At 67.4% G+C, this 26,259-nt stretch carries 27 protein-coding genes; 16 read left to right on the top strand and 11 right to left on the bottom strand.

Features of this window, described 5'->3' with window-relative positions; genetic code table 11:
* Window positions 1–42 precede the first annotated feature (42 nt).
* The 3 genes from ACTVZP_RS12800 (at window position 43) to ACTVZP_RS12790 (ending at window position 2,534) form a co-directional block, all read left to right on the top strand.
* Window positions 43–735 (top strand): NAD-dependent deacylase, encoded by a 693-nt coding sequence (locus ACTVZP_RS12800; RefSeq protein ID WP_443212534.1) that lies wholly within the window; start codon window positions 43–45, stop codon window positions 733–735.
* 166 nt (window positions 736–901) lie between these two features.
* Window positions 902–1,930: a lysine-2,3-aminomutase-like protein gene (locus ACTVZP_RS12795; RefSeq protein ID WP_443212533.1), complete on the top strand. Its 1,029-nt coding sequence runs from the start codon at window positions 902–904 to the stop codon at window positions 1,928–1,930.
* Window positions 1,931–2,138: 208 nt separating this feature from the next.
* Window positions 2,139–2,534: a cupin domain-containing protein gene (locus ACTVZP_RS12790; RefSeq protein WP_443212532.1), complete on the top strand. Its 396-nt coding sequence runs from the start codon at window positions 2,139–2,141 to the stop codon at window positions 2,532–2,534.
* Window positions 2,535–2,678: 144 nt separating this feature from the next.
* Here ACTVZP_RS12790 and ACTVZP_RS12785 read toward each other — a convergent pair whose 3' ends face one another.
* A complete protein-coding gene (locus ACTVZP_RS12785) occupies window positions 2,679–3,917 on the bottom strand; it encodes a lytic murein transglycosylase (RefSeq protein WP_443212531.1) in 1,239 nt (412 codons plus the stop codon).
* Between the two features lie 266 nt (window positions 3,918–4,183).
* Here ACTVZP_RS12785 and ACTVZP_RS12780 point away from each other — a divergent pair, with 266 nt between their 5' ends.
* Window positions 4,184–4,594 carry a PPC domain-containing DNA-binding protein gene (locus ACTVZP_RS12780; RefSeq protein ID WP_443212530.1) on the top strand — a complete coding sequence of 137 codons (411 nt, stop codon included), beginning with the start codon at window positions 4,184–4,186 and terminating at the stop codon, window positions 4,592–4,594.
* Window positions 4,595–4,644: 50 nt separating this feature from the next.
* On the opposite strand, the gene ACTVZP_RS12775 is transcribed toward ACTVZP_RS12780, so the two are convergent.
* On the bottom strand, window positions 4,645–4,854 hold the full coding sequence (locus ACTVZP_RS12775) for a DUF2945 domain-containing protein (protein ID WP_443212529.1): 210 nt from the start codon (window positions 4,852–4,854) through the stop codon (window positions 4,645–4,647).
* 219 nt (window positions 4,855–5,073) lie between these two features.
* Between ACTVZP_RS12775 and ACTVZP_RS12770 the strand changes: the two genes are divergently transcribed.
* The 7 genes from ACTVZP_RS12770 (at window position 5,074) to ACTVZP_RS12740 (ending at window position 12,236) form a co-directional block, all read left to right on the top strand.
* Complete coding sequence (locus ACTVZP_RS12770; RefSeq protein ID WP_443212528.1) at window positions 5,074–6,672, top strand: ABC transporter substrate-binding protein; 1,599 nt, start codon at window positions 5,074–5,076, stop codon at window positions 6,670–6,672.
* A gap of 68 nt (window positions 6,673–6,740) precedes the next feature.
* Entirely contained in the window at window positions 6,741–7,748 is a 1,008-nt protein-coding gene (locus ACTVZP_RS12765; protein WP_443212527.1) for an ABC transporter permease subunit, read from the top strand.
* A 7-nt stretch (window positions 7,749–7,755) separates the two neighbouring features.
* Window positions 7,756–8,658 carry an ABC transporter permease subunit gene (locus tag ACTVZP_RS12760; protein WP_443212526.1) on the top strand — a complete coding sequence of 301 codons (903 nt, stop codon included), beginning with the start codon at window positions 7,756–7,758 and terminating at the stop codon, window positions 8,656–8,658.
* Window positions 8,659–8,662: 4 nt separating this feature from the next.
* A complete protein-coding gene (locus ACTVZP_RS12755) occupies window positions 8,663–9,511 on the top strand; it encodes an ABC transporter ATP-binding protein (RefSeq protein ID WP_443212525.1) in 849 nt (282 codons plus the stop codon).
* A complete protein-coding gene (locus tag ACTVZP_RS12750) occupies window positions 9,511–10,359 on the top strand; it encodes an ATP-binding cassette domain-containing protein (RefSeq protein ID WP_443212524.1) in 849 nt (282 codons plus the stop codon). The genes ACTVZP_RS12755 and ACTVZP_RS12750 overlap by 1 nt, the downstream gene beginning before the upstream one ends.
* Before the next feature lie 80 nt (window positions 10,360–10,439).
* Complete coding sequence (locus ACTVZP_RS12745; protein ID WP_443212523.1) at window positions 10,440–10,835, top strand: VOC family protein; 396 nt, start codon at window positions 10,440–10,442, stop codon at window positions 10,833–10,835.
* Between the two features lie 69 nt (window positions 10,836–10,904).
* A complete protein-coding gene (locus ACTVZP_RS12740) occupies window positions 10,905–12,236 on the top strand; it encodes a hypothetical protein (protein WP_443212522.1) in 1,332 nt (443 codons plus the stop codon).
* Here ACTVZP_RS12740 and ACTVZP_RS12735 read toward each other — a convergent pair.
* Entirely contained in the window at window positions 12,223–13,671 is a 1,449-nt protein-coding gene (locus ACTVZP_RS12735; protein ID WP_443212521.1) for an ATP-binding protein, read from the bottom strand. The two genes, ACTVZP_RS12740 and ACTVZP_RS12735, sit on opposite strands and share 14 nt — an antisense overlap.
* A complete protein-coding gene (locus ACTVZP_RS12730; protein ID WP_443212520.1) occupies window positions 13,668–14,342 on the bottom strand; it encodes a response regulator in 675 nt (224 codons plus the stop codon). The genes ACTVZP_RS12735 and ACTVZP_RS12730 overlap by 4 nt, the downstream gene beginning before the upstream one ends.
* A 257-nt stretch (window positions 14,343–14,599) precedes the next feature.
* Between ACTVZP_RS12730 and ACTVZP_RS12725 the strand changes: the two genes are divergently transcribed.
* A complete protein-coding gene (locus ACTVZP_RS12725) occupies window positions 14,600–16,051 on the top strand; it encodes a DegQ family serine endoprotease (protein ID WP_443212519.1) in 1,452 nt (483 codons plus the stop codon).
* A gap of 334 nt (window positions 16,052–16,385) precedes the next feature.
* Here the strand turns inward: ACTVZP_RS12725 and ACTVZP_RS12720 are convergent, their stop codons facing one another.
* The gene (locus tag ACTVZP_RS12720) at window positions 16,386–16,802 is read right to left on the bottom strand and encodes a hypothetical protein (protein WP_443212518.1); all 417 of its coding nucleotides are present in this window, start codon (window positions 16,800–16,802) and stop codon (window positions 16,386–16,388) included.
* Here ACTVZP_RS12720 and ACTVZP_RS12715 point away from each other — a divergent pair.
* A complete protein-coding gene (locus tag ACTVZP_RS12715; protein ID WP_443212517.1) occupies window positions 16,801–17,103 on the top strand; it encodes a hypothetical protein in 303 nt (100 codons plus the stop codon). The two genes, ACTVZP_RS12720 and ACTVZP_RS12715, sit on opposite strands and share 2 nt — an antisense overlap.
* 111 nt (window positions 17,104–17,214) lie before the next feature.
* On the opposite strand, the gene ACTVZP_RS12710 is transcribed toward ACTVZP_RS12715, so the two are convergent.
* The 3 genes from ACTVZP_RS12710 to ACTVZP_RS12700 form a co-directional block, all read right to left on the bottom strand.
* Entirely contained in the window at window positions 17,215–18,783 is a 1,569-nt protein-coding gene (locus ACTVZP_RS12710) for a GMC family oxidoreductase (RefSeq protein ID WP_443212516.1), read from the bottom strand.
* A gap of 12 nt (window positions 18,784–18,795) precedes the next feature.
* On the bottom strand, window positions 18,796–19,317 hold the full coding sequence (locus ACTVZP_RS12705) for a Twin-arginine translocation pathway signal (protein WP_443212515.1): 522 nt from the start codon (window positions 19,315–19,317) through the stop codon (window positions 18,796–18,798).
* A 325-nt stretch (window positions 19,318–19,642) separates the two neighbouring features.
* Window positions 19,643–19,924 carry a ribbon-helix-helix domain-containing protein gene (locus ACTVZP_RS12700; protein ID WP_443212514.1) on the bottom strand — a complete coding sequence of 94 codons (282 nt, stop codon included), beginning with the start codon at window positions 19,922–19,924 and terminating at the stop codon, window positions 19,643–19,645.
* A 238-nt stretch (window positions 19,925–20,162) separates the two neighbouring features.
* On the opposite strand from ACTVZP_RS12700, the gene ACTVZP_RS12695 reads away from it, so the two are divergent.
* The 3 genes from ACTVZP_RS12695 (at window position 20,163) to ACTVZP_RS12685 (ending at window position 23,380) form a co-directional block, all read left to right on the top strand.
* Window positions 20,163–21,365, top strand: coding sequence for an MFS transporter (locus ACTVZP_RS12695; protein ID WP_443212513.1), 1,203 nt, complete (start codon window positions 20,163–20,165; stop codon window positions 21,363–21,365).
* Window positions 21,366–21,559: 194 nt separating this feature from the next.
* Window positions 21,560–22,945, top strand: a complete 1,386-nt coding sequence (locus tag ACTVZP_RS12690) for an aspartate aminotransferase family protein (protein ID WP_443212512.1) — start codon at window positions 21,560–21,562, stop codon at window positions 22,943–22,945.
* A 3-nt stretch (window positions 22,946–22,948) separates the two neighbouring features.
* Window positions 22,949–23,380: an acyl-CoA thioesterase gene (locus ACTVZP_RS12685; RefSeq protein WP_443212511.1), complete on the top strand. Its 432-nt coding sequence runs from the start codon at window positions 22,949–22,951 to the stop codon at window positions 23,378–23,380.
* 55 nt (window positions 23,381–23,435) lie between these two features.
* Here ACTVZP_RS12685 and ACTVZP_RS12680 read toward each other — a convergent pair whose 3' ends face one another.
* Genes ACTVZP_RS12680 through ugpA form a run of 3 tightly spaced genes read right to left on the bottom strand, consistent with a single transcriptional unit; the run spans window position 23,436 to window position 26,223 of the window.
* Window positions 23,436–24,485, bottom strand: a complete 1,050-nt coding sequence (locus ACTVZP_RS12680; protein ID WP_443212510.1) for a sn-glycerol-3-phosphate import ATP-binding protein UgpC — start codon at window positions 24,483–24,485, stop codon at window positions 23,436–23,438.
* Window positions 24,486–25,349: a sn-glycerol-3-phosphate ABC transporter permease UgpE gene (ugpE, locus tag ACTVZP_RS12675; protein WP_443212509.1), complete on the bottom strand. Its 864-nt coding sequence runs from the start codon at window positions 25,347–25,349 to the stop codon at window positions 24,486–24,488.
* Window positions 25,342–26,223: a sn-glycerol-3-phosphate ABC transporter permease UgpA gene (gene ugpA, locus ACTVZP_RS12670; RefSeq protein ID WP_443212508.1), complete on the bottom strand. Its 882-nt coding sequence runs from the start codon at window positions 26,221–26,223 to the stop codon at window positions 25,342–25,344. Before ugpA ends, ugpE begins: the two co-directional genes overlap by 8 nt.
* Window positions 26,224–26,259 lie beyond the last annotated feature (36 nt).

Raw genomic sequence — 26,259 nt, 5'->3', positions numbered from 1 at the left:
GCGCTGCCGACAGTCGCTCTTCCGCCGATGAAGGACCCACCCATGGACGCGATCTTCATCCTGACAGGGGCAGGAATATCGGCCGAGAGCGGGCTCGGCACCTTCCGCGACAAGGATGGTCTCTGGACGCGGTACGACCTGCGCCGGGTCGCCACGCCAGAGGGCTTCCGCGCGGATCCCGCGCTCGTGCACGATTTCTACAACATGCGACGGCAGAATTGCCTCGAGGCTTCTCCGAACGCTGCGCATCAGGCGCTGGCGCGGCTGCAACGGGACTATCCGGGCGAGGTGACCCTCGTCACGCAGAACGTCGACGACCTGCACGAACGTGCGGGCGCGGCCGAGGTGATCCACATGCATGGCGAGCTTCTGCGGGCACTCTGCGCTGCCTGTGGCCACCGCTGGCCCGCCCCGGCCAGGATGCTGCCCGAGGATCGTTGCCCGGCCTGCGACCGCGCCGCGACGCGTCCCGATATCGTCTGGTTCGGCGAAGTCCCCTACCGGATGGACGAGATCGTCGAGCGCCTCGCCCGGGCAAGGCTTTTTGCGGTGATCGGAAGTTCGGGAGAGGTCTATCCGGCGGCAGGTTTCGTCGAGGAAGCCGTGTCGCAGGGCGCGCGGACCGTCGAGATCAACCTCGAGCCGTGCGGCCGCGGCAATCTCTTCGGCAGCGGGCTCTACGGCCCGGCCAGCGCCGTCGTGCCGAGCTGGGTCGAGGGCCTGCTCGGCGGTTGAAGCCAGGCAGCGGCAGAGAGCGGCGCCCGGGAGCAGATGGGCCCCATTGGCTGCTTTCAAGTCCACTGCCGCGCGCAGGCTCGTGACGCCGACACGGCCGGATTTACAGGTTGCGCATCGGACGGCGTGCGTCGATAAGGCGCCCTTCTTGCGCGGAGGAAACCTCTTGACCGAAGTTGCGCTGGAGAGCCTTCGGGACCTCGTGAGGGCAGGCCTTGCCGATCCGGATGCGGAGCGGCTGGACGAGGTCGCGCGTGCGTTCCGGATCCGGGTGACACCCGAGATGGTGGCAGCCTCGGTGGATCCCGCCGTCGCCCGCCAGTTCGTTCCGGCCATCGAGGAACTGGAGATCGGCGCGGAAGAACTTGCCGATCCGATCGGCGACGAGGCGCGCAGCCCGCTGCGCGGCCTGACGCATCGCTACGCGGACCGCGTGATCCTGCATGTCACGCGCATCTGCGACGTCTACTGCCGCTTCTGCTTCCGCCGCGAAGTGGTTGGCGGAGAAGGGCTTCTTTCGGAGCAGGATCTGGCGGCGGCACTCGATTACATCGATGCGACACCGACCGTTCGCGAGGTCATCCTGACCGGGGGCGATCCCTTGACCCTCTCTCCCAGACGTCTGCGGGCGATCGTCGAGCGGCTGGGCCGGATCGACCACCTCGACCAGATCCGTATTCACAGCCGGGTGCCGGTCGTTGCGCCGGATCGCATCGACGACGAGCTGATCGCGGCGCTGCTCGGGCCCGTGCCGGTCTGGATCGTCGTCCATGCAAACCATCCTTCGGAACTGCGCCCCGCTTCCCGCGCGGCGATCCGGCGCCTCAGCGATGCGGGCATCCCGCTTCTGTCGCAGTCGGTTCTCCTGCGCGGGGTCAACGACAGCGTCGACACGCTCGAGGCGCTGTTCCGGGCGCTCCTGCGGCTGCGGGTGAAGCCCTACTACCTGCACCACTGCGATCTGGCCCGAGGAGCGGGTCACTTCCGCACCACGCTGGCGCAGGGCCGGACGCTCATGGCGGACCTGCGTCTCAGGCTCACCGGCATCGGCCTGCCGACCTATGTCCTCGATATTCCCGGCGGCTACGGCAAGGTTCCCATCTCCTCCGACCATCTGACCGAGGAGAGCCCCGGCCGCTGGCTGATCCGCGATCCTGCCGGGGGGATGCACCGATACGCCGATCCAGTTTACTAAATTATCAACAATGGTTTGCGACACAATTCTCTCGTTTGACATGAGCATATGCGCGCAACTTCGATAGAGGTTGGACCAAGGACAATCCGGCAGCTCGATCCGGACACCATGATGCCGGCCTGAACCTCGCCGGGCCGGGCACATGATGACGGATGTCGGGAGAGCTCATCCATGCTAGCATCGCTGGCAAACATTCGGGAGGCGCATCATGGCCGACTGCAGGAAACTGCGCCCGACCGGCCTCTACGACGGTCGGCAGGGTTTCACCTATAACGAAGGTCTCTCCGCCCAGTCCGTTGGCTCCTCCGGAATCTGCATGCACCTGCTGACGATCCCGCCGGGCGGGCGGGCAAAGGCGCACAAGCACACCCGCCACGAGACGGCAATCTACGTGATCGAGGGCGAGACGGTGATGTGGTGGGGAGAGCGGCTCGAGAACCGCATGGAGGTCGGCGCTGGCGAGCTTCTCTACATACCCGCCGACATGCCCCATCTGCCCATGAACCTCTCGGACCGGCCGGCGGTCGCGGTCATCGCCCGCACCGACCCGAACGAGCAGGAGAGCGTGACCTTGCTGCCCGACCTCGAGGCACTGGTGCCCTGAAGGGTCTGCCACGGACTGCGACAGGCATGGCAGCAGGACGTCCGACCCGGAGGTTTCGGGGACGTCGTGCGAGTCTCGTTGCTGGACGCTGCGCTCTGCGGCGGAAGGCGTCCGCCTTCGGTTCGCGCCCCTCGGGCGGATGGTCTACCCGCCGAGGCGCCGCAGCAGGACGATCGAGGGCTCGCCCGTCACCGGCAGTCCATTGGCGGCCTCGTAGGCCGAGATGGCGGCCTCGGTCTTGCCGCCGATCACGCCGTCGGATCCGCCGGTATCGTAGCCCGCAAGGGTCAGGCGGCGCTGCAATTCCTGCCTGTCGGCCTTGGTCATCCCGCGGGCGTCGGGCGGAAAGCGCCCGCGGATCGGCGAGCCGCCCCGCAGTCGGTCGGAAAGGTGGCCGACCCCGATCACGTAGTTCTCGGCATTATTGTAGCGGGTGATGACGGTGAAGTTGCGGAAGACCGCGAAAGCGGGCCCTGCTGCTCCCATGGGAATGAGGATCGAGGCCGGGCCGAAGTCAGGCACGGCACGCCCGTCCATGTCGCGCACGCCCATCGCGGTCCATGCCGCAGGGCTGCGGGTCGTGCCGCGTCCTGCAAGGCCCGTGTTGAAGCCCGCGGGCAGCTGCACCTCGACGCCCCACGGCTGCCCCCGCCGCCAGCCGGAGCGCGAGAGATAGGCTGCCGCCGAGGCAAGCGCGTCGGTCGGATCGTCCGACCAGATGTCCCGCCGCCCGTCACCGGTAAAATCCACCGCATAGGCGAGATAGGAGGTCGGAATGAACTGGGTGTGCCCCATCGCGCCCGCCCAGCTTCCCGTCAGATGCGAGGGATCGGTGTCGCCCGCCTGCAGGATCTTCAACGCAGCCACCAGCTGGCTCTCGAAGAAAGCGCCCCGGCGCCCGTCGAAGGCGAGGGTGGACAGGGCCGAGACGATCGGCACGTTGCCCCGGCGCTCGCCATAGCGGCTTTCGACACCCCAGATGGCAACGACGACTTCGGCCTCGACGCCGTAGCGGGCCTCGATCTGCGACAGGACGGCGGCGTTGCGGGACAGCGCCGCCCGGCCAAGCGCGATGCGCTCGTCGGAGGCCGCGATGGACAGATAGTCTTCGGTGGTGCGGGTGAATTCCGTCTGGTTGCGATCACGCTCGATCACCTCGGGAAGGAAGCCGGCGGAGCGGAACGCGCGGTCGAAGGTGTCCGCGGAAATCCCGGCCCCGAGGGCGCGCGGTCGGAAGCCTGCGACCCAGGCATCCCACGCGGGATTGGGCACGGCGCGCATCACGGGCTCCGCGGTGGGGACGGAGACGAACGCTCCGCCGCCGCAGCCGGCGAGTCCGGTGGCCAGAAGTCCAAGCATCATCGCACGCCGCGTCGCCTGCATCGCGCCTTCTCCTGCTCTTGTCGTTTGCTCTTGTGATTTGATCGTGCCTCGTGACCGAGCCTATCCGAATCCGGTCAGCGCGCAAACCGCTTCGGCGGGCCGTTGCCGACCGGTTCTTCGCGAGGGAAGATCGGGCACGCCGGTGGGCAGTGGCGCGATAGCCTCGGCGATGGGGCCGGCGGCGGCAACTGCGATAACCTCGATTGCGGGACAGACCGCCGAGGCGACCTGCGTCGGACGGGGCGAGCCTCGGGGAGGAGGGGAACATGCAGCAGGGAGAGAGCAGGGGACGCTTCGTGGCCTTGCGGCTCATGCCGGGAGAGGAGGTCGTCTCGGCGCTGGCGCAGATCGTCGAGCGTGAGGGATGGGGCGCCGCAAGCCTGGTCTCCGCCGTGGGCAGCCTTGCGTCCGCGCGGCTTCGGTTTGCGGCCCGCGTCGATGGCATCGACCTCGATGGTCCCTTCGAGGTCGTCTCGCTCTCGGGCACGATCGAGCCCGGAGGCCGGCATCTCCATCTCGCGATCGCGGACGGAGAGGGGCGCGTCACGGGTGGCCATCTCCAAGGCAAGGCGCGCGTCTTCACCACGCTCGAGATCGTGCTGCTCGTGCTGCAGGATCTCTCGTTTTCGCGCGAGCCATGCGCGGCATCCGGCTGGCGCGAACTGATCATAAGGTAGCGCCGCCCCCGCGGCCGTTTGAGCCGCACGTTGCGGGCGGGCAAGGTGGCCTACCGTTTCCGGAGCGCCTCGGGCTTGTGCGCGGCCTTAGCTCCGGTCTTGTCGCTTGCGACGACATATTGCGGGTCGTCAGGCGAGGCGGAGACCTTGTGGCCCTTGATCCGCGTGTCGCCGGTCTGCTTCTTGACGACGTGGCCGCTGGTTTTCCCCTGACTCGTATTCCAGGTCACTGCATCGCCCTTCTTCAGGTTCTTCGTCATGGCGCTCCTCCTGTCGCGCCCGCGACTCGGAGTCGCGGGTGTGATGCTCGAAGGGGCGGGGAACGTAATTGCCCATATAACGTTCCCGTTTCGCCGAAGCGTCGCAACGTCAAGCATGAGAATCCGCCTTGCAAACGGTTTCAACACGGCATTTGATCCGCACCGAGGCGCCGCCCGTTCGCCAGAAGGCGGCACTTCCAACATGATGGAGGTTCACCCATGAAAATCGCTCATCTGATGGCCGCGTCCTCGCTGGCCCTGATGGCCGCCGCCGGAGCCAACGCGAAGACCCTCGTCTATTGCTCGGAGGGCTCGCCCGAGGGCTTCGATGCGGCCCCCTACACTGCCGGCACCACCTTCGACGCAGCCTCTCAGGCGGTCTACAACCAGCTCGTCGAATTCAAGCCGGGCACGACCGAGATCGCGCCCGCACTCGCCGAGAGCTATGAGATCTCGGACGACGGGATGGAATACACCTTCCACCTGCGCCCGGGGGTGAAGTTCCACACGACGGACTTCTTCACGCCCACGCGCGACGTCAACGCCGACGACGTGATCTTCTCGTTCACGCGGCAGGGCGACACGTCGAGCCCGTGGCACCAGTATGTGTCGGGGATCACCTACGAATACTACAGCGGCATGGAAATGCCGACGGTCATCAAGGAAATCCAGAAGGTCGACGACCTGACGGTGAAGTTCGTCCTGACGCGCCCCGAGGCGCCCTTCCTCGCGAACCTCGCCATGGACTTCGCCTCGATCATGTCGAAGGAATATGCCGACAAGCTCGAGGCCGAAGACCGCAAGGAAGACCTCAACAACGCGCCCGTCGGGACCGGCCCTTTCAAGTTCGTGGCCTACCAGAAGGACGCGGTGATCCGCTATCAGGCCCATGACGACTACTGGGGCGGGCGCGAGAAGATCGACGACCTGATCTTCGCCATTACCCCCGATCCGGCGGTGCGGATGCAGAAGCTGCAGGCCGGCGAATGCCACATCATGCCCTATCCGGCACCCGCCGACATCGAGGCGCTGAAGGCCGACCCCAACCTGCAGGTGATGGAGCAGCCGGGCCTGAACGTGGCCTATCTCGCCTACAACACCACCGTGGCGCCCTTCGACAATCCGAACGTGCGCAAGGCGCTGAACATGGCGATGAACAAGGAGGCGATCCTCGACGCCGTGTTCCAGGGCACGGGCGAGGTCGCGAAGAACCCGATCCCGCCGACCATGTGGAGCTACAACGACGCGGTCGAGGAGCTTCCCTACGATCCGGAAGCCGCCAAGAAGATGCTCGAGGAAGCCGGTGTCTCCGACCTCTCGATGGAGATCTGGGCCATGCCGGTGCAGCGGCCCTACATGCCGAACGCACGCCGCACGGCGGAACTGATGCAGGAAGACTTCGCGAAGATCGGCGTCAACGTCGAGATCGTCTCCTACGAGTGGGGCGAGTATCTGAAGAAGTCGACCGATCCGTCCCGCAAGGGCGCGGTCATCCTCGGCTGGACCGGCGACAACGGCGATCCGGACAACTTCATGGGCGTGCTGCTGGGCTGCTCGGCCACCGGCGACGGCGGCGCGAACCGCGCGCAATGGTGCAACAAGGAGTTCGACGACCTGATCCAGAAGGCGAAGGTCACGGCGGATCAGGCCGAGCGCGCCAAGCTCTATGAAGAGGCGCAGGTGGTCTTCAAGCGCGAGAACCCCTGGGCCACCATCGCGCATTCGACGGTCTTCATGCCGATGTCGAAGAAGGTCTCGGGCTATGTGATGAACCCGCTGGGCAAGCACAGCTTCTCGGGCGTCGATATCGAAGAGTAAAACGGCTAGAGTAACGGGAAGGCGCGTCGGGAGCATCCCCGGCGCGCCTCTCATCATTCAGGGTTCAGATGATCAGATTCCTTCTCGGCAAGCTCGCCTATCTGATACCGACCTTTCTCGGCATCACCATCGTGGCGTTCGGTTTCGTGCGGCTCCTGCCGGGCGATCCGGTGCTGCTCATGGCAGGCGAACGCGGCCTCTCGCCAGAGCGTCACGCGGAGCTTTCGGCGCAACTCGGCTTCGACCGGCCGATCTGGGTGCAGTATCTCGACTTCGTCGGCAATCTCTTCCAGGGCGATTTCGGGCTGTCGCTCACGACGAAGAAGCCGGTCCTGACCGAGTTCCTGACGCTCTTCCCCGCCACCATCGAGCTCGGCCTCGTGGCTGTGACGCTCGCCACGCTGATCGGCATTCCGCTCGGCGTCTTCGCGGCGATCAAGCGCGGCAGCTGGTTCGACCAGATCTCGATGGGCGCCGCGCTGGTGGGCTACTCCATGCCGATCTTCTGGTGGGGGCTGCTGCTCATCATCTTCTTCTCTGGCATCCTGAAATGGACGCCGGTCTCGGGGCGGATCGACCTGCTCTACTTCTTCCCGAACGGGACGGGGTTCATGCTCTACGACTCGCTCGTCTCGGGGCAGAAGGGGGCCTTTGTCTCGGCCATGCGCCACCTGATCCTGCCCGCGATCGTGCTGGCCACGATCCCGATGGCGGTCATCGCGCGCCAGTCCCGCTCGGCCATGCTCGAGGTGCTGGGCGAGGATTACGTGCGCACCGCCCGCGCCAAGGGAATGAGCCCCTTCCGCGTGATCTCGGTCCACGCGCTCCGCAATGCGCTGATCCCCGTCGTCACCACCATCGGCCTTCAGGTCGGTGTCGTGATGGCAGGCGCCATCCTGACCGAGACGATCTTCTCCTGGCCCGGAATCGGCAAGTGGATGATCGATTCGATCTCGCGCCGGGATTATCCATCGGTGCAGGGCGGGCTTCTTCTCATGGCGGGCGTCGTCATGCTGGTGAACCTGATCGTCGATCTGCTCTACGGGGTCATCAATCCCCGCATCCGTCATTCGTGAGGGTTCCATGACAGCCGTGACGCCCCCCGCCCCGCAAGGTTCCGAGATCCGCCGCCAGCTGCGCGAGTTCTGGTTCTACTTCTCCGAGAACCGCGGCGCCGTGATCGGCCTCGCCGTGTTCCTTGCGCTCGTGCTGATCGCCACCTTCGCGCCGCTTCTGGCGCCCCACAGCCCGACGCTGCAGAACCGCGGCGCCCTGCTGGTGCCGCCCTTCTGGGAGGACGGCGGCACGGCCACCTTCCTCCTCGGCACCGATGCCGTGGGCCGCGACATCCTCTCGCGGCTGATCTTCGGGGCGCGGCAATCGCTCTTCATAGGTTGCGTCGTGGTCTCGATCGCGCTCAGCGGAGGCATCATCCTTGGCCTTGTCGCGGGCTTCTTCGGCGGCTGGGTGGATGCGGTCATCATGCGGGTGATGGACGTTATCCTCGCCTTCCCCTCGCTGCTCCTTGCCCTCGTCATGGTGGCGATCCTCGGGCCGGGTCTCCTGAACGCCATGATCGCCATTGCCATCGTGCTGCAACCCCACTTCGCGCGACTGACGCGCGCGGCGGTCATGGCCGAGAAGAACCGCGAATACGTGATGGCCGCCCGCGTGGCCGGGGCAGGGCGCCTGCGGCTCATGTTCCGCACCATCCTGCCGAACTGCCTCGCGCCGCTGATCGTGCAGGGCACGCTTTCCTTCTCGAACGCAGTGCTCGACGCGGCGGCGCTCGGCTTTCTCGGGATGGGCGCGCAGCCCCCGACACCCGAATGGGGCACCATGCTCGCCGAAGCGCGAGAGTTCATCCTGCGCGCCTGGTGGGTCGTGACCTTCCCCGGCCTCGCGATCCTGATCACCGTGCTCGCGATCAACCTCGTGGGCGACGGGCTGCGCGACGCGCTCGACCCGAAACTGAAGCGGAGCTGAGCCGATGGCGCTACTCGAAATCCGCAACCTCTCCGTCAGCTTCGCCACCTCCACGGGGCGGTTCGACGCGGTGAAGGGCATCGACATGACCGTCAACAGCCGCGAGGTGCTGGCCGTCGTCGGCGAAAGCGGCTCGGGCAAGTCGGTCGCGATGCTGGCGACGATGGGCCTTCTGCCCGCCACCGCCAGGGTCGAGGCCGATCTCCTGCGCTTCGACGGCCGCGACATGCTCGCCATGTCCGACACGGACCGGCGCAAGCTGATCGGGCGCGAGATCTCGATGATCTTCCAGGAGCCCATCGCCTCGCTCAACCCCTGCTTCACCGTGGGCTTCCAGCTCGAGGAGGTGCTGCGCGTCCACCTGGGTCTCGGCGCCCGGGAACGGCGCGCCCGGGCGATCGAGCTTTTCGATGCGGTGGGCATCCCCGATCCCGAAGGGCGCCTGTCCTCCTATCCGCACCAGATGTCGGGCGGGCAGTGCCAGCGGGTAATGATCGCCATTGCCATCGCCTGCCAGCCGAAGCTTCTCATCGCGGACGAGCCGACGACCGCGCTCGACGTGACGATCCAGAAGCAGATCCTCGACCTCCTGATGAAGCTGCAGGAGGACACCGGCATGGGCATGATCATGATCACCCACGACATGGGCGTGGTGGCCGAGACCGCCGACCGCGTGGTCGTGATGTACAAGGGCCGCAAGATGGAGGAGGCGGGCGTGCTCGAGATCTTCGAGGCGCCGAAGCATCCCTACACGCGCGCGCTCCTCTCGGCGCTGCCCGAGCTTGCCACCGGCGACCGCCTGCCCACGGTGGCCGACTTCGTCGATGCCGACGCCCTTGCGGGAGGTGTGTGATGGCCCCGGTTCTCGAAGCCCGCAACATCGTGCGCGATTACGCGGGGTCTGGCGGACTCTTCCGCCGGGCGCAGCCCGTCCGTGCGCTGAAGGGGATCTCCTTCAAGGTCGAACAGGGCCGCACCCTTGCCGTCGTCGGCGAGAGCGGTTGCGGCAAGTCCACCCTCGCGCGGATCATCACCCTGATCGACCCGGCCACCGAGGGTGAGCTGCTGATCGACGGCGAGGCCATCGACATCGCGAAGCAGGGCTTGCCGCCGGGCTTGCGCCGCAAGGTGCAGATCGTGTTCCAGAACCCCTACGGCTCGCTCAACCCGCGCCAGAAGGTTGGCGACATGCTGATGGAGCCGCTGATCCTGAACACGAACGACGGCTCGTCCGAGCGGCGCGAGAAGGCGATGGCCATGCTCGTCAAGGTCGGTCTCCTGCCCGAGCACTTCCACCGCTACCCCCACATGTTCTCGGGCGGCCAGCGCCAGCGCCTCGCCATCGCGCGGGCGCTGATGGTGAACCCGCGGCTTCTCGTGCTGGACGAGCCGGTGTCGGCGCTCGACCTGTCGGTGCAGGCGCAGGTGCTGAACCTGCTCGCCGACCTGCAGGAGGAGTTCGACCTGACCTATGTCTTCATCAGCCACGACCTCTCCGTGGTGCGCTACATTGCCGACGACGTGCTGGTGATGTGGAAGGGCGAGGTCGTGGAATACGGCACGCGCGACGCCGTGTTCGGCGCGCCGCAGCACGACTACACCCGCACGCTCTTCGCGGCGACGCCGGTGACGGACGTGGCGGCCATCCGCGCGCGCGTCGAGCGCCGTCGCGCGGCGGGCATCGGTGTGTCGGCCGCATGAAAGACAGGGGGTGGTAGCCCGCTACTACCCCCGTCGCGGCTGCGTCCGCAGACTTGCGGCACCGATTGCAGGAGGACCCCTTGGCCAAGCTGATCCACAGCATGATCCGCGTGCAGGACGAAGCGCGTTCGCTCGCGTTCTACCGGGAGGCGTTCGGCCTCGAAGTTGCCGACAGGCTGGATTTCGAGGGTTTCACCCTCGTCTACCTCTCGAACCCCGAGGCGGAGTTCGAGCTGGAACTGACGATCAACAAGGGACGGGAGGAGCCCTACGACCTTGGAGACGGCTACGGCCACATGGCGGTGTCGGTCGCCGATGTCGCAGCCGAACATGCGCGCCTGACGGAATCCGGCCTCAACCCGCGGAAAATAGTGGACTTTGCCCCCGGCGGAGAGGTGATCGCCCGGTTCTTCTTCATCGCGGATCCCGACGGATACCAGATTGAGGTGTTGGAGCGGGGCGGCCGCTACAAGTAAGCTTCCACGCGGTGCCGGGGCCCACGCACTTGTGGGCATGCCGGCTCGGGTTGGAAGCAAGGGGGTATCATGCCGAAGAGCATGGGAATGGCCGTCGCCCTGCCGGTGACACTGGCCGTGATCGCCGTGGGGGGTGCCGGCTTCGGCGCCTATATGATGAACGAGCGCAACCTCGCGCTCGAGGATCTGGCGCGGCAGTCGGAGCTGAGCGGCTCGATCGCGACGCTCGAGAGCGAAGTGGCGGGGCTGACCTCGCAGGTGAAGTCCGGGGAGAGCCAGCTCGCGGACCTGAATGCGCAGCTCGAGTCGGCCCGGTCCGAGCTTTCCACCGTACAGGAGGAGCACCAGCGGCTTTCGTCCGAACTCGCGCCGATGCGCGAGGAGATCGCGAGTTTCGACAGCCGCAGGGCGGAGGCCGAACAGGGGACGGAGAAGGCTGTTGCAGACTTCAAGGCGGCCGAGGCGCGGCTGAAGGAGCTGACCGACCGGGAGGACAGGCTGCGCTCCACCGTCTCGCGGCTGTCGGCCGAGGTGCAGGACCTCGACCGCCGCATGGAGGGACTGCGCGCCGAGAGCGGCGCCCTTGTTGCCGCTGCCAAGTCGGCGGCCAAGCAGCGCGGCGATCTGCAGAACATGACCGAGACGTTGGCGCAGATCCTTGCCTCGCGCTCCGAAGAGCTCGTCCAGCTCGAGCGGCGGATCAGCCAGCAGGACCTGAAGGTGCCGACCAAGGGGCCGGCGCCGCTGGCTGCCGCGGCTGGCGCAGGATCGCAGGCTGCATCCGAGGAAGACGCCACGGCCGGGGATCAGGCCGCGGGTGCCGAGGATCAGGCAGCGCCCGAAGCGGAGCCGGAAGCGGAGCCGCAGGTCGCCGCCGAAGGGCAGGCTACGGAGGGGTCGGATCCCGCGGCAGAGCAACCTGCCGCCGAAGAAGCCGAGGCAGCGGCGGAAGAGGCGGCGCCGGATGACGCGGCGGCGGCAGAGGAGCCCGCTGCGCAAGAACCCGAAGCCGGGGCCGCGCCGGAAGATCAGGCTGCGGCCGACGAGGCGACCGCGTCCGGGCAGCCGGCGGCCGGAGCCGAAGCAGGTGGGCAGGCCGGAGCCGCGGCATCCGCCGAGGTTCCGGAACTTGGTGCAGGAACCTATGGCATCGGGCCGCTCTTTGCGACCTTCTCGCCGAACGGCACCTTCACCATGCGCAACACGGAACTCGACACCTCCGTTACCGGCCAGTGGACGGCGACGGACGGTCGGCTCACCCTGTCGGATCCCGAGGGCGGCAGCGGCTCGACCAGCTTCCCGATGGTCTGCCAGCTGGTGAAGGAGGCCAGGGTCCTGAAGCTCGAGAAGGTCGAGGACGGCAAGTGCCCGCTGGCCGGGATGGAGATTAGCCGGCGCTGACCGGCAGGCGAAGCGTGACGCGCAGCCCCGGCTGCGCGTCGGCGAGGTCCACCCGACCTCCGTGAAGGCGCAGGATGGCTGCCACAAGGCTGAGGCCAAGTCCGCTGCCTTCGCTGTTCCGGCTGCGCTCCAGCCGGTAGAAGCGACGGAACACGGCCTCGCGCTCGGGCGCGGGGATGCCCGGGCCATCGTCCGCCACGGTGAGAACCGCCTCCGCCCCGTTGCGCCGGACGGCAAGCCGGATGCGGGCAGGCGCAGGGCAATGGCGGAACGCATTCTCGACGAGGTTAGAGACCGCCTGTGCGAGCAGGTCCCGGTCACCCAGCACCGTCACGGGCTCGACCTCTGCGATGAGGCGATGCCCGAGTTCCTCGGCCACGGGTTCGAGCATCTCGTGCAGGTCGCTCGCGAGCATCCCCAGATCCAGCCGTGCAAACCGGGGCCGCGCGCCGCCGCCCTCGATCTGCGCGATGCGCAGCACGGCATTGAAGATCCGCACGATCCGGTCCGCCTGAGCCACGGCCGAGACAATCTCGGCCGCCGCATCCTCGGGAAGGTCCTCGCGCAGCATCAGGGGCTCGAGCGAGGTGCGCAGCCGCGTGACGGGCGTCCTGAGGTCGTGGGCCACGTCCGACGACACCTGCCGGAGGCTCTCGACCGTCAGCTCGAGCTGGTCAAGCGTGGCGTTGACCGCGCCCGCGATGCGGCCGATGTCGTCGCTTCCCGTGTCGCGCACGCGTTCGGACAGCTCGCCCCCCGCAGCCCGGGTCAGCACGTCCGAGAGCCGGGCGATCCGGCGTTCCGCCCGCCAGGCGAGGAGCCCCGCGACGCCCACGGCAAGCAGGATGGCAAGCGCAAGGCCGGAGGCCACCGAGCGGATCACGATGGCGCGCACCTCGTCCAGCGCGGTTGTCTGGCGCGCGGCGATCACATAGCCGGCAGGGATGTGCAGTCCATAGGCCGAGAAGCCCAGCCCGTCGGGCGCCCGCCCCGGCAGCACCATGTCACGCCCCGAGACGAGTTCGCGAGGACCCACGAAGGGCTCGCGCAGGTTGAAGTTGCCGAAGACGATCCGACCCGAATTGTCGATGAAGAGGTAGAGGTTCGCGAAGTCTCGGGTGGTGGCGATGTTCGTTGCGATCTGGGCGTGCAGGTCGACCAACCCGGCCACCTGCCACGTGGCCGCGAGCGATTCGGCCATCTGGCGTGCATCCGCCCGCAACCTCTCCTTGAGAGCGCCCGTCAGGAGCGGGACCGACACCAGCCCGGCGAGCAGCGTTGCCCCCACGAAGATCAGCGCGAGCCGCGCGGCGAGCCTGAGAGACGAGGAGCCGAAGAATCGCGCAAGGCCGGTCGCGCCGGACGGGCCCTCCTGCCGTGGGACGACGGGTGGAGGGTCGGCTTCACCGGTATCGGGGGGAAGGCCTGCGCTCATGCCTTGAGCATGTAGCCCGCGCCGCGCACGGTGTGGAGGAGCGGCTTGTCGAAGGGCCGGTCGATCTTGGAACGCAGCCTGCTCATGTGGGTCTCGACGACGCTCGTGCCGGGATCGAAGTGGAAATCCCAGACCGCCTCGAGCAGCATCGTCCGCGTCTGCACGCGGCCCGCCGCGCGCATCAGATGCTCCAGCAGGCGGAACTCGCGCGGCTGCAACTCGATCTCGGTGCCGCCGCGGGTGACGGTGCGGCGGATCGTGTCCATCGTCAGGTCGCCCACCCGCAGGAGATCGCGCGCGCCTTCCTGAAGCGCGGGCCGCCGTGCAAGCGCCGCCAGCCGGGCCGAAAGCTCGGAGAAGGAGAAGGGTTTCACGAGATAGTCGTCGGCCCCCGCCTGCAACCCCTCGACGCGGTCCGTCACGCCGCCCATGGCGGTGAGGATGAGGATCGGTGCCTTGACCTGCGCGCTCCGCAGCGCCTTGACCAGAGAGAGGCCGTCGAGCCCCGGCATCATCCGGTCGATCACCATGAGATCGTAGGGCTGCAGCGTCGCCTGGACCAGCGCGTCACGGCCGTCGGGCACGTGGTCCACGCTGTAGCCCTCGGCCAGGAGGCCCTGGCGCAGGTAGTCGGCGGTCTGGCGGTCGTCCTCGGCAAGCAGGATCTTCATGTCGTTCTCCATCCTGCCGGACTGTGCACTGCGCGCCTTGCCGCAACCTTTCCGGCTCCTCACCGTTCGGTAAGGTCTGCCGCTGCATCGCCCGAGATCACGTCCACGCGAGGTTACGGAATGGTAATGCCGCGGTAAGCGCGCCCGCAAGCTCGCAACCCATCTTGTGACTCAAGGCAGCCCATGCCGGCGACCTCGGGATGAAGGCCCAAGGTCCGCCGGCGACCATGCGCCCCGGAAAACGAAGGAGATTCCATATGCCGATGCTCACCCCGCGATCCTCGCTCAAGGCCGTCCTGATCGCCAGCACCCTCGTCACTGCCGGCGTCGCGGGCACCAGCCTGCCGGTCACGTCGGCGCAAGCCGAAGTGCCGATGCAGGGCTATGCCGACCTCGTGGCGCGCGTTTCGCCCGCCGTCGTCTTCATCGAGGTCACCGCCAAGTCGCAGGAGCCTGCCGGCATGGCCGGCTCGCCGCTCGAGGAATTCCTCCGCCGCTTTGGCGAGGTCGACCCGCAGTTCCGCATGCCGCAAGCACCTGAGGGCGGTCAGGTCATGCACGGGCTGGGATCTGGCTTCCTGGTCTCGAACGACGGGGTGATCGTGACGAACAACCATGTGGTCGAGAATGCCACCGACATGAAGGTGAAGCTGGAGGACGGGCGGGAGTTCAAGGCCGAGGTCGTCGGCACCGATCCGATGACCGACATCGCCGTGATCAAGCTGAAGGATGCGAGCGACCTGCCGTTCGTCGAGCTGGGCGACAGCGACAGGCTGCGGGTGGGCGATGCGGTGGTGGCCGTGGGCAACCCCTTCGGCCTCGGCGGCACCGTAACCTCCGGCATCGTCTCGGCGATGGGACGCAACATCAACTCCGGACCCTACGACGACTACATCCAGACCGACGCGGCCATCAACCGCGGCAACTCCGGCGGGCCGCTCTTCGACACCGAAGGCAAGGTCGTCGGGATGAACACCGCCATCTTCTCGCCCTCGGGCGGATCGGTGGGGATCGGGTTCTCGATCCCCGCGAATACGGTGCGGGACGTGGTGGATCAGCTGCAGGAGAACGGCTCGGTTTCGCGCGGCTGGCTCGGCGTGACGATCCAGCCGATGACGCCTGAGATCGCGCAGGCGATGGGGCTGGAGGGCGCTGACGGCGCGCTGGTGGCCGAGGTGCAGGATGGGAGCCCCGCCGACGAGGGCGGCCTCAAGAGCGGCGATGTGATCACTGCCGTGAATGGCCAGGACGTCACCGAGCGGTCGAGCCTGCCGCGGCTCATCGCGGCGATCCCGAACGGGCAGGAGGCTACGCTGGCCGTCCAGCGCGACGGGCGTGAGCGCGAGGTGACCGTCACCATCGGCGAGCTGACGCCCGACCGGACGCGTGTGGCGGAGAGCCAGTCTCCGGAGGTTCTGGGTGCCCCGCTGGGGATCGAGGTGCAGCCGCTGCAGCCCTCGCTCGCCCGGCAACTGGGCCTTCCGGACGGGGCCTCGGGCGTGGTGGTGACGGCAGTCGATCCGGCGGGTCCGAACGCCGACCGGCTCGCGCCGGGCGACGTGATCGAGGAAGCCGCCGGCCGCGAGATCCGGACGCCGGGGGATCTGGCGTCGGCGGTTCGGGAGTCGGACGGCAAGGGGGTGCTGCTTCTGAAGGTGTCACGGCAGGGCAACCCGGTCTATGTCGGCGCGGAAGTGGCCTCGTCCTGATGTCGAAGCCGACCCCAAGGCAATGCCTGCGGGGTCGGCCTTCCGGCCGGGCGGAGGAGGTACCTGCAATGTAGGCTCGGCCCGTTGGATGATACCAAGACGACCACGCTGCTCCGTTCGGCGGATAGGTGCCCGAACCACGTCAAATTCCGAAAATAATTTTCAAGTATCTGTCGCGCCAATGCGCCGAAGCGCGCCGGAGCCGGCAGGTGTGTCGGAACAAGCGCCGCCTCTCGCCGTTGCAGGGCCTTGCGTCCATCACGGAGAGGAGGAGATCCATGAAACGCCTGACCCTCACGACCTGCGCACTCGCCCTGGTCGGTGCGACGGCTGCCTATGCGGATTGCTCGGAAGAACTTGCATCGCTGACCGGCGGCGCGTCCGACATGCCCTCGGCGACGGGCAGCGCAGGTGCGACCGGCAGCGGCACGGACATGTCATCCACAGGCGGCAGCACGGACACGGCAGCATCAGCCGGGTCGGACATGGCGGGCAGCTCGTCAACCACCGGAACCGGGTCAAGCGGATCCGACATGGCAGGGGCTGGTGCGACTGCAGGATCGGGCGGCAGCGACATGGCTACGGGCAGCGCGTCCGGAAGCGCCACGACAGGATCGGATATGGCATCCGGATCGGGCAGCGGCAGCGCCGACAGCAGCATGAGCGGTTCGGGAACGGACACGGCGGCTGGCACGACGGGCACGACCTCGACAGGTCCGGGCACGACGACCGCGGGCGGGGGGTCCGACATGGCTTCCAGCGACACCGGAGGCACCTCGGGCGGGAACGGCGAGGCGATCGCGAAGGACGGCTCGCTTGCCCCGCTCGAGCAGCCGGACGGCGGTGGAACCGACACCTCGACCATCGCAATGTCAGGCAATGACGTGGCCGCCCAGCAGGACGGCGAGCAGATGGCGGCGGAAGCGGCGGAAGGATCCTCGGGCGCGGACGCGACCACGCGCTCCGGCGCGATCCAGGAGGCGCGGACGGCGCTGGCGCGCGGCGATGAGGCTGCCTGCCTCGATGCGATCGAACGCGCGAAGAGCCTCTGACGGCTTCTGCAGGCGCCTCGGTGGACCCCGCAGTTGTCTTTGGGGCGCACGAGAAGTCTGGATGACAGGGATGCCGGGCGGCGGGGGGAGGTCCGCCGCCCGGCAGGGGCGTCAGAGGACGCCCTTCTCGATCTGGCCGGCAATATGGTCAGCCTGCCGGATCGCGAGTGCCACGATGGTGAGGGTCGGGTTCTCGGCAGCGCCGGTCGTGAACACGCTTCCATCCGAGACGTAGAGATTCTCCACGTCATGTGCCTTGCCCCAGCGGTCGACCACGCCGAGGCGCGGGTCTTCCGACATGCGGTTGGTGCCGAGGTTGTGGGTCGAAGGGTAGGGTGGCGTCGGCATGGTGCGCGTGGCTCCCATCGCGTCGTAGATCGCCATGCCCTGCCTGTAGGCATGCGTTCTCATCGCGATGTCGTTGGGATGGTCCGAGAAGTGGACATCCGGCACCGGAGTGCCGAAGCCGTCCTTCACCGCATGGTTCAGGGTGATGCGGTTCGTCTCTTGCGGCATGTCCTCGCCCACGATCCACATGCCGGCCATGTTCTCGTAGGCGTCGAGCGCCGTGGTGAACTCGCGCCCCCACGCGCCGGGATCGAGGAAGGCCGCCATGAAGGGCAGGCCCAGCGAGAGCGTCTCCAGTTCGTAGCCACCGACAAATCCGCGGGACGGATCGTGCCGCGCCTCGTCCTGCACGATCCCCGCCATCGTCGTGCCGCGCCACATCCGCACCGGCTTGTCGAAGATGCCGTAGACCGAACCTGTGACGTGGCGCATGTAGTTCCGCCCGACCTGACCCGAGGAATTGGCAAGCCCGCTCGGGTGGCTGTCGGAGGCAGAGGCGAGGAGAAGCCGCGGGCTCTCGATCGAGTTGCCGGCCAGGCAGACGATCCGCGCCTTCTGCGTCTTGCGATTGCCGTCCTTGTCGACATAGGTCACGCCGGTGACGCGCCCGCCCTCGTGCTCGATCCGCACGACATGGGCATGGTCGCGCACCTCGAGATGACCTGTGTCCTCGCCCCGCGGGATCTCGGTATAGGCCGCCGACCATTTGGCGCCCCACTTGCAGCCCTGGAAGCAGAAGCCGGTCTGCATGCACTGGTGACGCCCGTCGTATTCGGCCGAGTTGATCGCCATCCGCCCGGTATGGACCTCGGAATAGCCGAGCTTCTTTGCGCCCGCCTCGAGCACCTTGAAGTTGTTGTTCCCGGGCAGGCCCGCGCGGTCGCCCGTCCGGGTCACGCCGAGCTTGGTCTCGGCCTTGTCGTACCACGGCGCCATCTCGGCCAGGTCGATGGGCCAGTCGAGCAGGTTGGCGCCCGACACCGGTCCGTAGGTCGAGAGCGCCTTGAACTCGTGTTCCTGAAAGCGGAGCGAGGCCCCGGCCCAGTGGATCGTGGTGCCGCCCACCGCCTTCACGATCCAGGCGGGCAGTCCCGAGAAATCCTTCGCCACCCGCCAGTCGCCGGAGGTGGTCCGGGGATCCACCCAGGCCAGCTGGCCGAAGCTCTCCCATTCGTCGTTGATGTAGTCGTCGGGCAGGTATCGGCCGCCGGCCTCGAGGGCGACCACCGAGACGCCGCGCTGGACCAGTTCGTTCGAGAGCACGCCGCCGCCGGCGCCGGTGCCGATCACGACCACCACCGTTTCGTCGTTCAGATCATAGGGTGCAGGCATGGTCTCTCTCCCTCAGATCCAGGTGATGTCGTCGAAGCCGCGGGCGATGTAGCCGCCGTGGCTGAAGCTTTCGCCCTCGTAGCCGAAGAGCGGCCAGAGCGCCTTCTGGTTGTAGAGGCCGGTCACGAGGCCGCCACGGACGGTCTGGAAGAAGGGGCTCTGCTCCATGCCGCGCAGGATCTCGACCCGGTCCCGCTCCCATCCGGTCTCGAGATAGCTGGGGAACCCGCGGCCGCGCGCGGCGGCGTCGAGGGCGGCGATGCCGGTCTCGACCATCTCCCTGGTCTCCGCCGTGTCGTAGCCCTTGACTGCCGTGGCGTAGAATTCGTCGGCCACGCGGTCGTGCGGATAGATGTCGCGGGCCATCTGGATCAGCGTGGCCATGCTGCCGGGTTGAAGCTCGGTCACCTCGAGCGCCCAGACCGCGTCCCGTCCGGCGACGAAGCCCGCGCCGAGGGCGAAGCTTGCGCCGGCCATGATGCTGCGCGACAGAAGCTCGCGTCGCGTCAGCGCGCTGCGGTTGATCCTTCCCATGTCTCTCCTCCCATCCTGGTGCGGCCGCTGCGGCTGATCCGCAGGCGGTGCTCGTGCCTCGGCGCGGATCCCTGCCGCGCCTGAAGGTCGTCGGCGGGCAATCGTCGCGGTTGGCTCCGCAATTCCGGCCCTCGGCGGCAAACACACCCAGCCGTCCTCATGCGCCGGATGGCCACGTGCGGTGTCTCGGGAAGAAGCGCACCATCTTCATCCGGACGCCTTGCGCCCGGAGGATGGTCCCGTGGTCCGCGCCTCCCCTCGCGCCACCCCTGAAGCGTGGCAGAGCGCCCGCGCGGGCGGGTAGTAATCGCCTACTACGGCTGCATCATTCGGCTGCGTAGGCCGGCCGCTCGCGGCTGAGCGCGATCAGGCAGGTGCAGCGCAGGAGCGAGGTGAAGTTGTGCGCCTCGCCGGCGGCGATGAGGACTTCGGAGTGGAGCTTCGAGACGAAGGCCGGCGTCGAGAGTCCTTCCGACCGGGCGATCCCGTCGAGGATCTCCCAGAACAGCCGCTCGAGCCGGATGCTCGTGCTCTGCCCGTTGAGGCGGAGGCGGCGGGTGATCGGACGGTATCCGGCTGGATCCTGGCGGGCGAAGATCTGGCACATGGGTCTGGTCTCCGGTCAATCGTGTGAGACAGAGTGACGCGGATTGCCGGATCGCGAAACTGTCAATTAGGATCAGCAACGGCCTCCCGCGCTGCTCCGCCGACGCGGGGGCCGGATTTTCTGCGCCTGCGGAATGCTTTTCCGCAGGCGCGAGGATCCTTCGGTGGCGGAAGGTGAGCGCCCGCGATGATGCTGGCCGGGAAGGCGGGAGGTCTCTCATGATCGGGAACGGCGCGGCATGAGGGGCAATCGCTGGGCTTTTCTGGTCCTCGCCTGCCTGGCGCTGGTCCTGTCTCTCTCGACCTGGTTCTCGGCGACCGCGGTCATGCCCGAGCTGGTGCGGCTCTGGGGGCTGGGTCCGTCCGAGGCTGCCTGGCTCACCAATGGCGTGCAGGCAGGCTTCGTCGTGGGCGCGCTCGCCTCGAGCGCACTGGCGTTGCCCGATCGCCTCCATCCGAACCGGCTGATGGCGGCGGCGGCGGCGCTTGCGGGACTGGCGACGCTTGTCCTCCTGCTCGAGCCGGGGCCGGCTGCGGCGATTGCCGCGCGCGTCGTGACCGGCGCCGCCCTGGCCGGGGTCTACCCGCCTGCGATCCGATTGATGGCGACGTGGTTCCAGAGGGGCAGGGGCCTCGCCCTCGGCTGCCTCATCGGGGCGTTGACCCTCGGGTCGGCCCTGCCGCATCTGGTGCGAGGCCTCGGGGAAACACTCGACTGGCGGCTGGTCGTTGCAGCAGCCGGTCTCTTCAGCCTGAGTTCCGCGTTGCTCTTCGGGCTCGCCCTGCGTGAAGGTCCCCATCCCTTCGGCCGCGCCGCCCGTGTGGACCTGCGCCAGACGCTCTCGATCCTGCGCAACCGGCCGGTGATGGCGGCCAACCTCGGCTATTTCGGTCACATGTGGGAACTCTACGCGATGTGGGGCTGGTTTCTCGCCTGGGCGCGTGCCGCCTCTGAGACGGGCGTCGGGCTCGGCAACCTCTCGCTCCTGACCTTCGCGGTGGTGGCGGCAGGGGCGCCCGGCTGCGTCCTTGGCGGGATCCTGTCGGACCGGATCGGACGCTGCCGCACCACCGCGCTTGCCATGGGCATATCGGGCAGTTGCGCGCTGGCGATCGGCCTTGCGTGGAGTGGCCCGGCCTGGTTCCTCGTCGCCCTCGCGCTGGTCTGGGGCCTCGCGGTCGTGGCCGACAGCGCGCAGTTCTCGGCCGCGGTCACCGAACTGTCGCCGCCGCATCTGGTGGGCTCGGCGCTGGCTTTCCAGATGGGGACCGGATTTGCCCTGACCATAGCGACAATCTGGGCGCTGCCGTTGCTGGCGGATCTCGTCGGGTGGCGCTGGGTCTTCCTCGCGCTTGCCCCCGGACCGTTCCTTGGCGCCTGGTCGATGCTCGCGCTGCGGCGGATGCCCGAGGCCAGACGAATGGCTCATGGTATGCGGTGATCGCGCGCAATCGGCCGCGAACGGACCGGCTCAGCCAGGGGCTTTGCGCATGACGGCTCGCTCTGGCCGGCCTGCGGCCGTGACGCAGGCTCCGCCTTCCGGTGTGGATGCGGAACCGGTCTCATCCCAAGGGACAAGATCGACAAGAGCCGCAGGACAGGCTAGACCCAAAGATGCAACTTTCACACGGCCTTATGATGAACAGCCTTTCGAACTCGCTTGCCGCCGCGGATATCGCCCATTCGCTGCATCCTTACACGAACGCCCGCTCCCACGAGCGCAATGGCCCGGTGATCATCACCCGCGGCGAAGGGGTTCATGTCTACGACAGCGAGGGGCGAGAATACATCGAGGGGCTGGCCGGGCTCTGGTCCGTGGCGGTCGGCTTTTCGGAGAAGCGCCTTGCCGAGGCCGCCGCAAGGCAGATGGCGGAACTTCCCTATTACCACACCTTCGCGGGCAAGGCGCACGAGCCGCAGATCCGGCTGGCCGAGAAGCTGGTCGAGATGACGCCGGGGCCGCTCACACGGGTCTTCTTCACGAACTCGGGGTCCGAGGCGAACGACACGGTCGTGAAGCTCGTCTGGTTCATGAACAACGCCCTCGGCCGGCCCGAGAAGAAGAAGTTCCTTGCCCGCATCAAGGGATACCATGGCATCACCATCGCCTCGGGCTCGCTGACCGGGCTGCCGGTCAACCACCGCGGCTTCGACCTGCCCGCGATCCCGGTGGTTCATCTCGGCTGTCCGCACTACTGGCGCTTCGGCGAGGCGGGCGAGAGCGAGGCCGACTTCTGCGCACGTCTGCTGCGAGAGGCCGAGGAGACGATCCTGGCCGAGGGCCCGGAGACCATCGCCGCCTTCATCGGAGAGCCGGTGATGGGCGCCGGCGGCGTGATCGTGCCGCCCGAGGGCTACTGGCCGGGGATCGAGGCGCTCTGCCGCAAGTACGACATCCTCCTCGTGTCGGACGAGGTGATCAACGGCTTCGGCCGCACCGGCGCGCGCTGGGGCTGCGAGAGGTTCGGCTTCACGCCCGACATCCTCGTGACCTCGAAGCAGCTGACCTCGTCCTACATGCCGCTGGCCGCCGTGCTGATGACCGATGCGGTCTATCAGGCCATTGCCGATCACAGCGAGAAGCTCGGCACCCTCGGCCACGGCTTCACCGCCTCGGGCCATCCGGTCGCGACGGCCGTCGGGCTGGAGAACCTGAAGATCATCGAGGAACGCGACCTGATGGGCAATGCGGCCCGTCTCGAGGCGCCGTTCCAGCAGGGGCTGCGGGCGCTGGCTGACAACCCGCTGGTGGGCGAGGTGCGCGGCACCGGGCTGATTGCCGCGGTCGAGATGGTGGCTGACCGCAAGACGAAGCGCAGCTTCGAGCCGCTCGGGAAGGTGGGCGCGCGGGCGGCGGCCCTTGCGGCGGAAGAAGGGCTGCTGTGCCGGGCGCTCGGCGACACGCTCGCGCTCTGCCCGCCACTGATCGTGACCGAGGCCGACATCGCCCGTATCCTCCAGCGGATGCGCCGTGCTTTGGACCGGACGGCGGATTGGGTCCGCAGCGAAGGGCTGATCTGATCCATGCCGCGCCCTGCGCCGGGCCTGCGATCTGCCTATCTGGTCTTCCGCGAGCACAGCACGCGCTGGATGGACAATGATGCCTACGGGCACCTGAACAACGTCGTGCACTACTCGCTGTTCGACAGCACGGTGAATGCCTGGCTGATCGCCGAGGGGCTTCTGGATCCGGCGAAGGGTGCGCGGATCGGGCTCGTGGCCGAGACCGGTTGCCGATACCACTCCGAGATGGGCTATCCCGACCGGATCACGGCGGGGCTGCGGGTCGGGCATGTCGGCAGCTCTTCGGTGCGTTACGAACTGGGCCTCTTCCGCAACGACGCGGTCGAGGCTTCCGCCGAAGGCTTCTTCGTCCATGTCTATGTCGATGCGGTCACGCGACGTCCGGCGCCGCTTCTGCCCGAAATGCGCGAGGCGCTCGACCAGCTTCGCTGACGGCCCTTGTTCCGATCCGTCGATGCGCCGGCCGGCGAAGCCTTCGCAGGGCGGGTCAGAGGCGCCGCCCGGACGCGGTATCGAAGAAATGCAGCGAGTTCGGATCCGGCTTGACGGTCACCCGTTCCCCTTCGCGGATGCCGGCCTTGCCGGACAGGCGAAGAACAAGCTCGGTTCCGTCCGCCAGCTTCCCATGGGCAAAGGCGTCCGCGCCCAGCCACTCGACGGCCTGGACATGAAGCTCCATTCCCGGCTCGCCGGGACCCGCGATGTGAAGATGCTCGGGCCGGATCCCAAGGGTCAGCTCTCGCCCCGCGGCTGCGGCGACGGGCAGCCTCTGGCCCGCCACCTCCACCGCATCGCCCAACCCGCGCGCGGGCAGCATGTTCATGGCGGGCGAGCCGATGAAGCCCGCCACGAAGGTCGTAGCCGGCCGGTCGTAGATCTCGGCCGGGGTGGCGATCTGCTCGGCCACGCCGCCGTTCATGACCACAAGACGGTCGGCCAGGGTCATCGCCTCGACCTGATCGTGAGTTACATAGATCGAGGTCGTGCGAACATTGCGCTGCAACTCCTTGATCTGCAATCGCATCTGCACGCGCAGCTTCGCGTCGAGGTTCGAGAGCGGCTCGTCGAGCAGGAAGGCCGCCGGATTGCGCACCAGCGCGCGCCCCATCGCCACCCGCTGCCGCTGTCCGCCCGAGAGCTGGCGCGGCTTGCGGTCGAGAAGCTGGCCCAGTTCCAGCATCTCGGCCGCCCGCGCGACCCTCTCCCCGATCTCGGCCTTCGAGAGCTTGGCGATCTTCAGCCCGTAGGCCATGTTCTCGCGCACCGTCATGTGCGGGTAGAGCGCGTAGTTCTGGAACACCATGGCGATATCGCGCTCTCGTGGCTCGAGCCGGTTGACCACGCGGCCCCCGATCGCGATCTCGCCGCTCGTGATCTCCTCGAGCCCTGCGACCATGCGCAGAAACGTGCTCTTGCCGCAGCCCGACGGACCCACGATCACCACGAATTCGCCGTCCGCGATGTCGAGATCGACCCCATGGATCACCTCGAGTCCCGCATAGCTCTTGCGCACGTCCCTGAGCGAGATTTCCGCCACCTACTTCTCCGTCTCCACAAGTCCCTTCACGAACCACCGCTGCATCAGCACGACCACGAGGATCGGAGGCAGGATGGCCAGCACGCAGGTGACCATCACGAGGTCCCAAGGCGTGTCGGCATCGGCGAAGGAGATCATCTTTCTCAGGGCGATCACGATGGTGTTCATCGAGTTCGAGTTGGTCACGAGGAGCGGCCAGAGATACTGCGTCCATCCGTAGATGAAGAGGATCACGAACAGCGCCGCGATGTTGGTGGCCGAGAGCGGCAGAAGGATGTCCCTGAAGAACCGCCAGGGGCCTGCGCCATCGACGCGGGCGGCCTCCATCAGCTCGTTCGGGATGGTCATGAAGAACTGCCGGAAGAGAAGCGTGCCCGTGGCCGAGGCCACCAGCGGCAGGATGAGGCCCGCGTAGGTGTCGATCAGGCGCAGGTCCACCATCACCTTGTAGGTGGGCAGGATCCGCACTTCGACGGGCAGCATCAGCGTGATGAAGATCAGCCAGAAGCAGACCATGCGCAGCGGGAAGCGGAAGAAGACGATCGCATAGGCCGAGGCCATCGAAATCACGATCTTGCCGATGGCGATGCCGAACGCCACGACGGCCGTGTTGAGAAGGAGCCGGTCCACCCCCACGCCGCCGATCCGTCCGATCCCGCCGCCGAGCGCGCGGGCGTAGTTGTCCGGCCCCTCGGCGCCGGGCAGCATCGGCAGCGGTGGCCGCAGGATCTGCTGGAGCGGGTGGGTCGAGGCCACGAACACGTACCAGATCGGGAAGGCTACCACGATCACCCCGATCACGAGCAGGAAGTGCGCCATGACCCGGCTCTGGCGCGAGGTGCCGATCATCTCGTGCTCAGCCATAATGAACTTTCCGCTCTATGTACTTGAACTGGAAGGCGGTCAGGGCGATGACGATTACCATGAGGATGACCGACTGGGCTGCGGAATCGCCGAAGCGCAGGTTGACGAAGCCGTCATTGTAGACCTTGTAGACCAGCGTCTCGGTCGATTTTCCGGGTCCGCCGCCAGTCACAGCATGGATGATCCCGAAGGTGTCGAAGAGCGCATAGACCGAGTTCACGACGAGGAGAAAGAAGGTCGTGGGCGCGAGAAGCGGGAAGGTGATGGTCCAGAACCGCCGCTGGGCACTGGCGCCGTCGATGGCAGCCGCTTCGAGCAGTGATTTAGGAATGGCCTGCAGGCCCGCGACAAAGAACAGGAAATTGTAGCTGATCTGCTTCCAGCTTGCGGCGGCGACGACCAGGGTCATCGCCTGGCTGCCGTCGAGCAGCGGATCCCAGCGGATGCCGAACTGGCGCAGCGGCCACGCGAGCGTGCCGAAGGACGGGTTGAACATGAAGAGCCAGAGCATCCCGGCAATGGCGGGGGCCACGGCATAAGGCCAGATCATCAAGGTGCGGTAGAAGCCGCGGCCGCGCACCACCTTCTCGGCCTGCACGGCGAGCAGCAGCGCGATCGCCATCGAGAAGAAGGCGGTCAGGACGGAGAAGACAGCCGTTACCTGGATCGAGTTGAGCCAGGCCGGATCCGACAGGACGCGGCGGAAGTTGGCGAGGCCCACGAAGGTGGACTTCAGGCCGAAGGCATCCTCGCGCAGCAACGACTGCCAGAGCGCCTGGCCTGCGGGCCAGTAGAAGAACACGGCCGAGATGAGCAGCTGCGGGCCGACCAGCAGCCAGGGAAGGACACGGTGGGGGAAGGTCGAGCGATGCATCGGGGATGCGGCCGCCCGCCGGATGCGGGCGGCCGG

The sequence above is a fragment of the Rhodobacter sp. NSM genome (genome assembly GCF_052244495.1).
Lineage (GTDB): Bacteria > Pseudomonadota > Alphaproteobacteria > Rhodobacterales > Rhodobacteraceae > Cereibacter_A.
Note: the sequence above shows the minus strand (reverse complement) of the source record. Positions and strands in the feature narration are given on the sequence as shown.

Excerpts from the sequence above, each read along its gene's own strand:
- ugpE (WP_443212509.1), bottom strand. The coding sequence starts at position 25,349 with ATGGCTGAGCACGAGATGATCGGCACCTCGCGCCAGAGCCGGGTCATG.
- ACTVZP_RS12690 (WP_443212512.1), top strand. The coding sequence starts at position 21,560 with ATGATGAACAGCCTTTCGAACTCGCTTGCCGCCGCGGATATCGCCCAT.
- ACTVZP_RS12735 (WP_443212521.1), bottom strand. The coding sequence starts at position 13,671 with ATGAGCGCAGGCCTTCCCCCCGATACCGGTGAAGCCGACCCTCCACCC.
- ACTVZP_RS12710 (WP_443212516.1), bottom strand. The coding sequence starts at position 18,783 with ATGCCTGCACCCTATGATCTGAACGACGAAACGGTGGTGGTCGTGATC.
- ACTVZP_RS12800 (WP_443212534.1), top strand. The coding sequence starts at position 43 with ATGGACGCGATCTTCATCCTGACAGGGGCAGGAATATCGGCCGAGAGC.
- ACTVZP_RS12775 (WP_443212529.1), bottom strand. The coding sequence starts at position 4,854 with ATGACGAAGAACCTGAAGAAGGGCGATGCAGTGACCTGGAATACGAGT.
- ACTVZP_RS12715 (WP_443212517.1), top strand. The coding sequence starts at position 16,801 with ATGGCTTCCAGCGACACCGGAGGCACCTCGGGCGGGAACGGCGAGGCG.
- ACTVZP_RS12765 (WP_443212527.1), top strand. The coding sequence starts at position 6,741 with ATGATCAGATTCCTTCTCGGCAAGCTCGCCTATCTGATACCGACCTTT.
- ACTVZP_RS12740 (WP_443212522.1), top strand. The coding sequence starts at position 10,905 with ATGCCGAAGAGCATGGGAATGGCCGTCGCCCTGCCGGTGACACTGGCC.
- ACTVZP_RS12770 (WP_443212528.1), top strand. The coding sequence starts at position 5,074 with ATGAAAATCGCTCATCTGATGGCCGCGTCCTCGCTGGCCCTGATGGCC.
- ACTVZP_RS12760 (WP_443212526.1), top strand. The coding sequence starts at position 7,756 with ATGACAGCCGTGACGCCCCCCGCCCCGCAAGGTTCCGAGATCCGCCGC.
- ACTVZP_RS12700 (WP_443212514.1), bottom strand. The coding sequence starts at position 19,924 with ATGTGCCAGATCTTCGCCCGCCAGGATCCAGCCGGATACCGTCCGATC.
- ACTVZP_RS12785 (WP_443212531.1), bottom strand. The coding sequence starts at position 3,917 with ATGCAGGCGACGCGGCGTGCGATGATGCTTGGACTTCTGGCCACCGGA.
- ACTVZP_RS12780 (WP_443212530.1), top strand. The coding sequence starts at position 4,184 with ATGCAGCAGGGAGAGAGCAGGGGACGCTTCGTGGCCTTGCGGCTCATG.
- ACTVZP_RS12725 (WP_443212519.1), top strand. The coding sequence starts at position 14,600 with ATGCCGATGCTCACCCCGCGATCCTCGCTCAAGGCCGTCCTGATCGCC.
- ACTVZP_RS12685 (WP_443212511.1), top strand. The coding sequence starts at position 22,949 with ATGCCGCGCCCTGCGCCGGGCCTGCGATCTGCCTATCTGGTCTTCCGC.
- ACTVZP_RS12730 (WP_443212520.1), bottom strand. The coding sequence starts at position 14,342 with ATGAAGATCCTGCTTGCCGAGGACGACCGCCAGACCGCCGACTACCTG.
- ACTVZP_RS12790 (WP_443212532.1), top strand. The coding sequence starts at position 2,139 with ATGGCCGACTGCAGGAAACTGCGCCCGACCGGCCTCTACGACGGTCGG.
- ACTVZP_RS12755 (WP_443212525.1), top strand. The coding sequence starts at position 8,663 with ATGGCGCTACTCGAAATCCGCAACCTCTCCGTCAGCTTCGCCACCTCC.
- ugpA (WP_443212508.1), bottom strand. The coding sequence starts at position 26,223 with ATGCATCGCTCGACCTTCCCCCACCGTGTCCTTCCCTGGCTGCTGGTC.
- ACTVZP_RS12705 (WP_443212515.1), bottom strand. The coding sequence starts at position 19,317 with ATGGGAAGGATCAACCGCAGCGCGCTGACGCGACGCGAGCTTCTGTCG.
- ACTVZP_RS12720 (WP_443212518.1), bottom strand. The coding sequence starts at position 16,802 with ATGTCGGACCCCCCGCCCGCGGTCGTCGTGCCCGGACCTGTCGAGGTC.
- ACTVZP_RS12750 (WP_443212524.1), top strand. The coding sequence starts at position 9,511 with ATGGCCCCGGTTCTCGAAGCCCGCAACATCGTGCGCGATTACGCGGGG.
- ACTVZP_RS12695 (WP_443212513.1), top strand. The coding sequence starts at position 20,163 with ATGAGGGGCAATCGCTGGGCTTTTCTGGTCCTCGCCTGCCTGGCGCTG.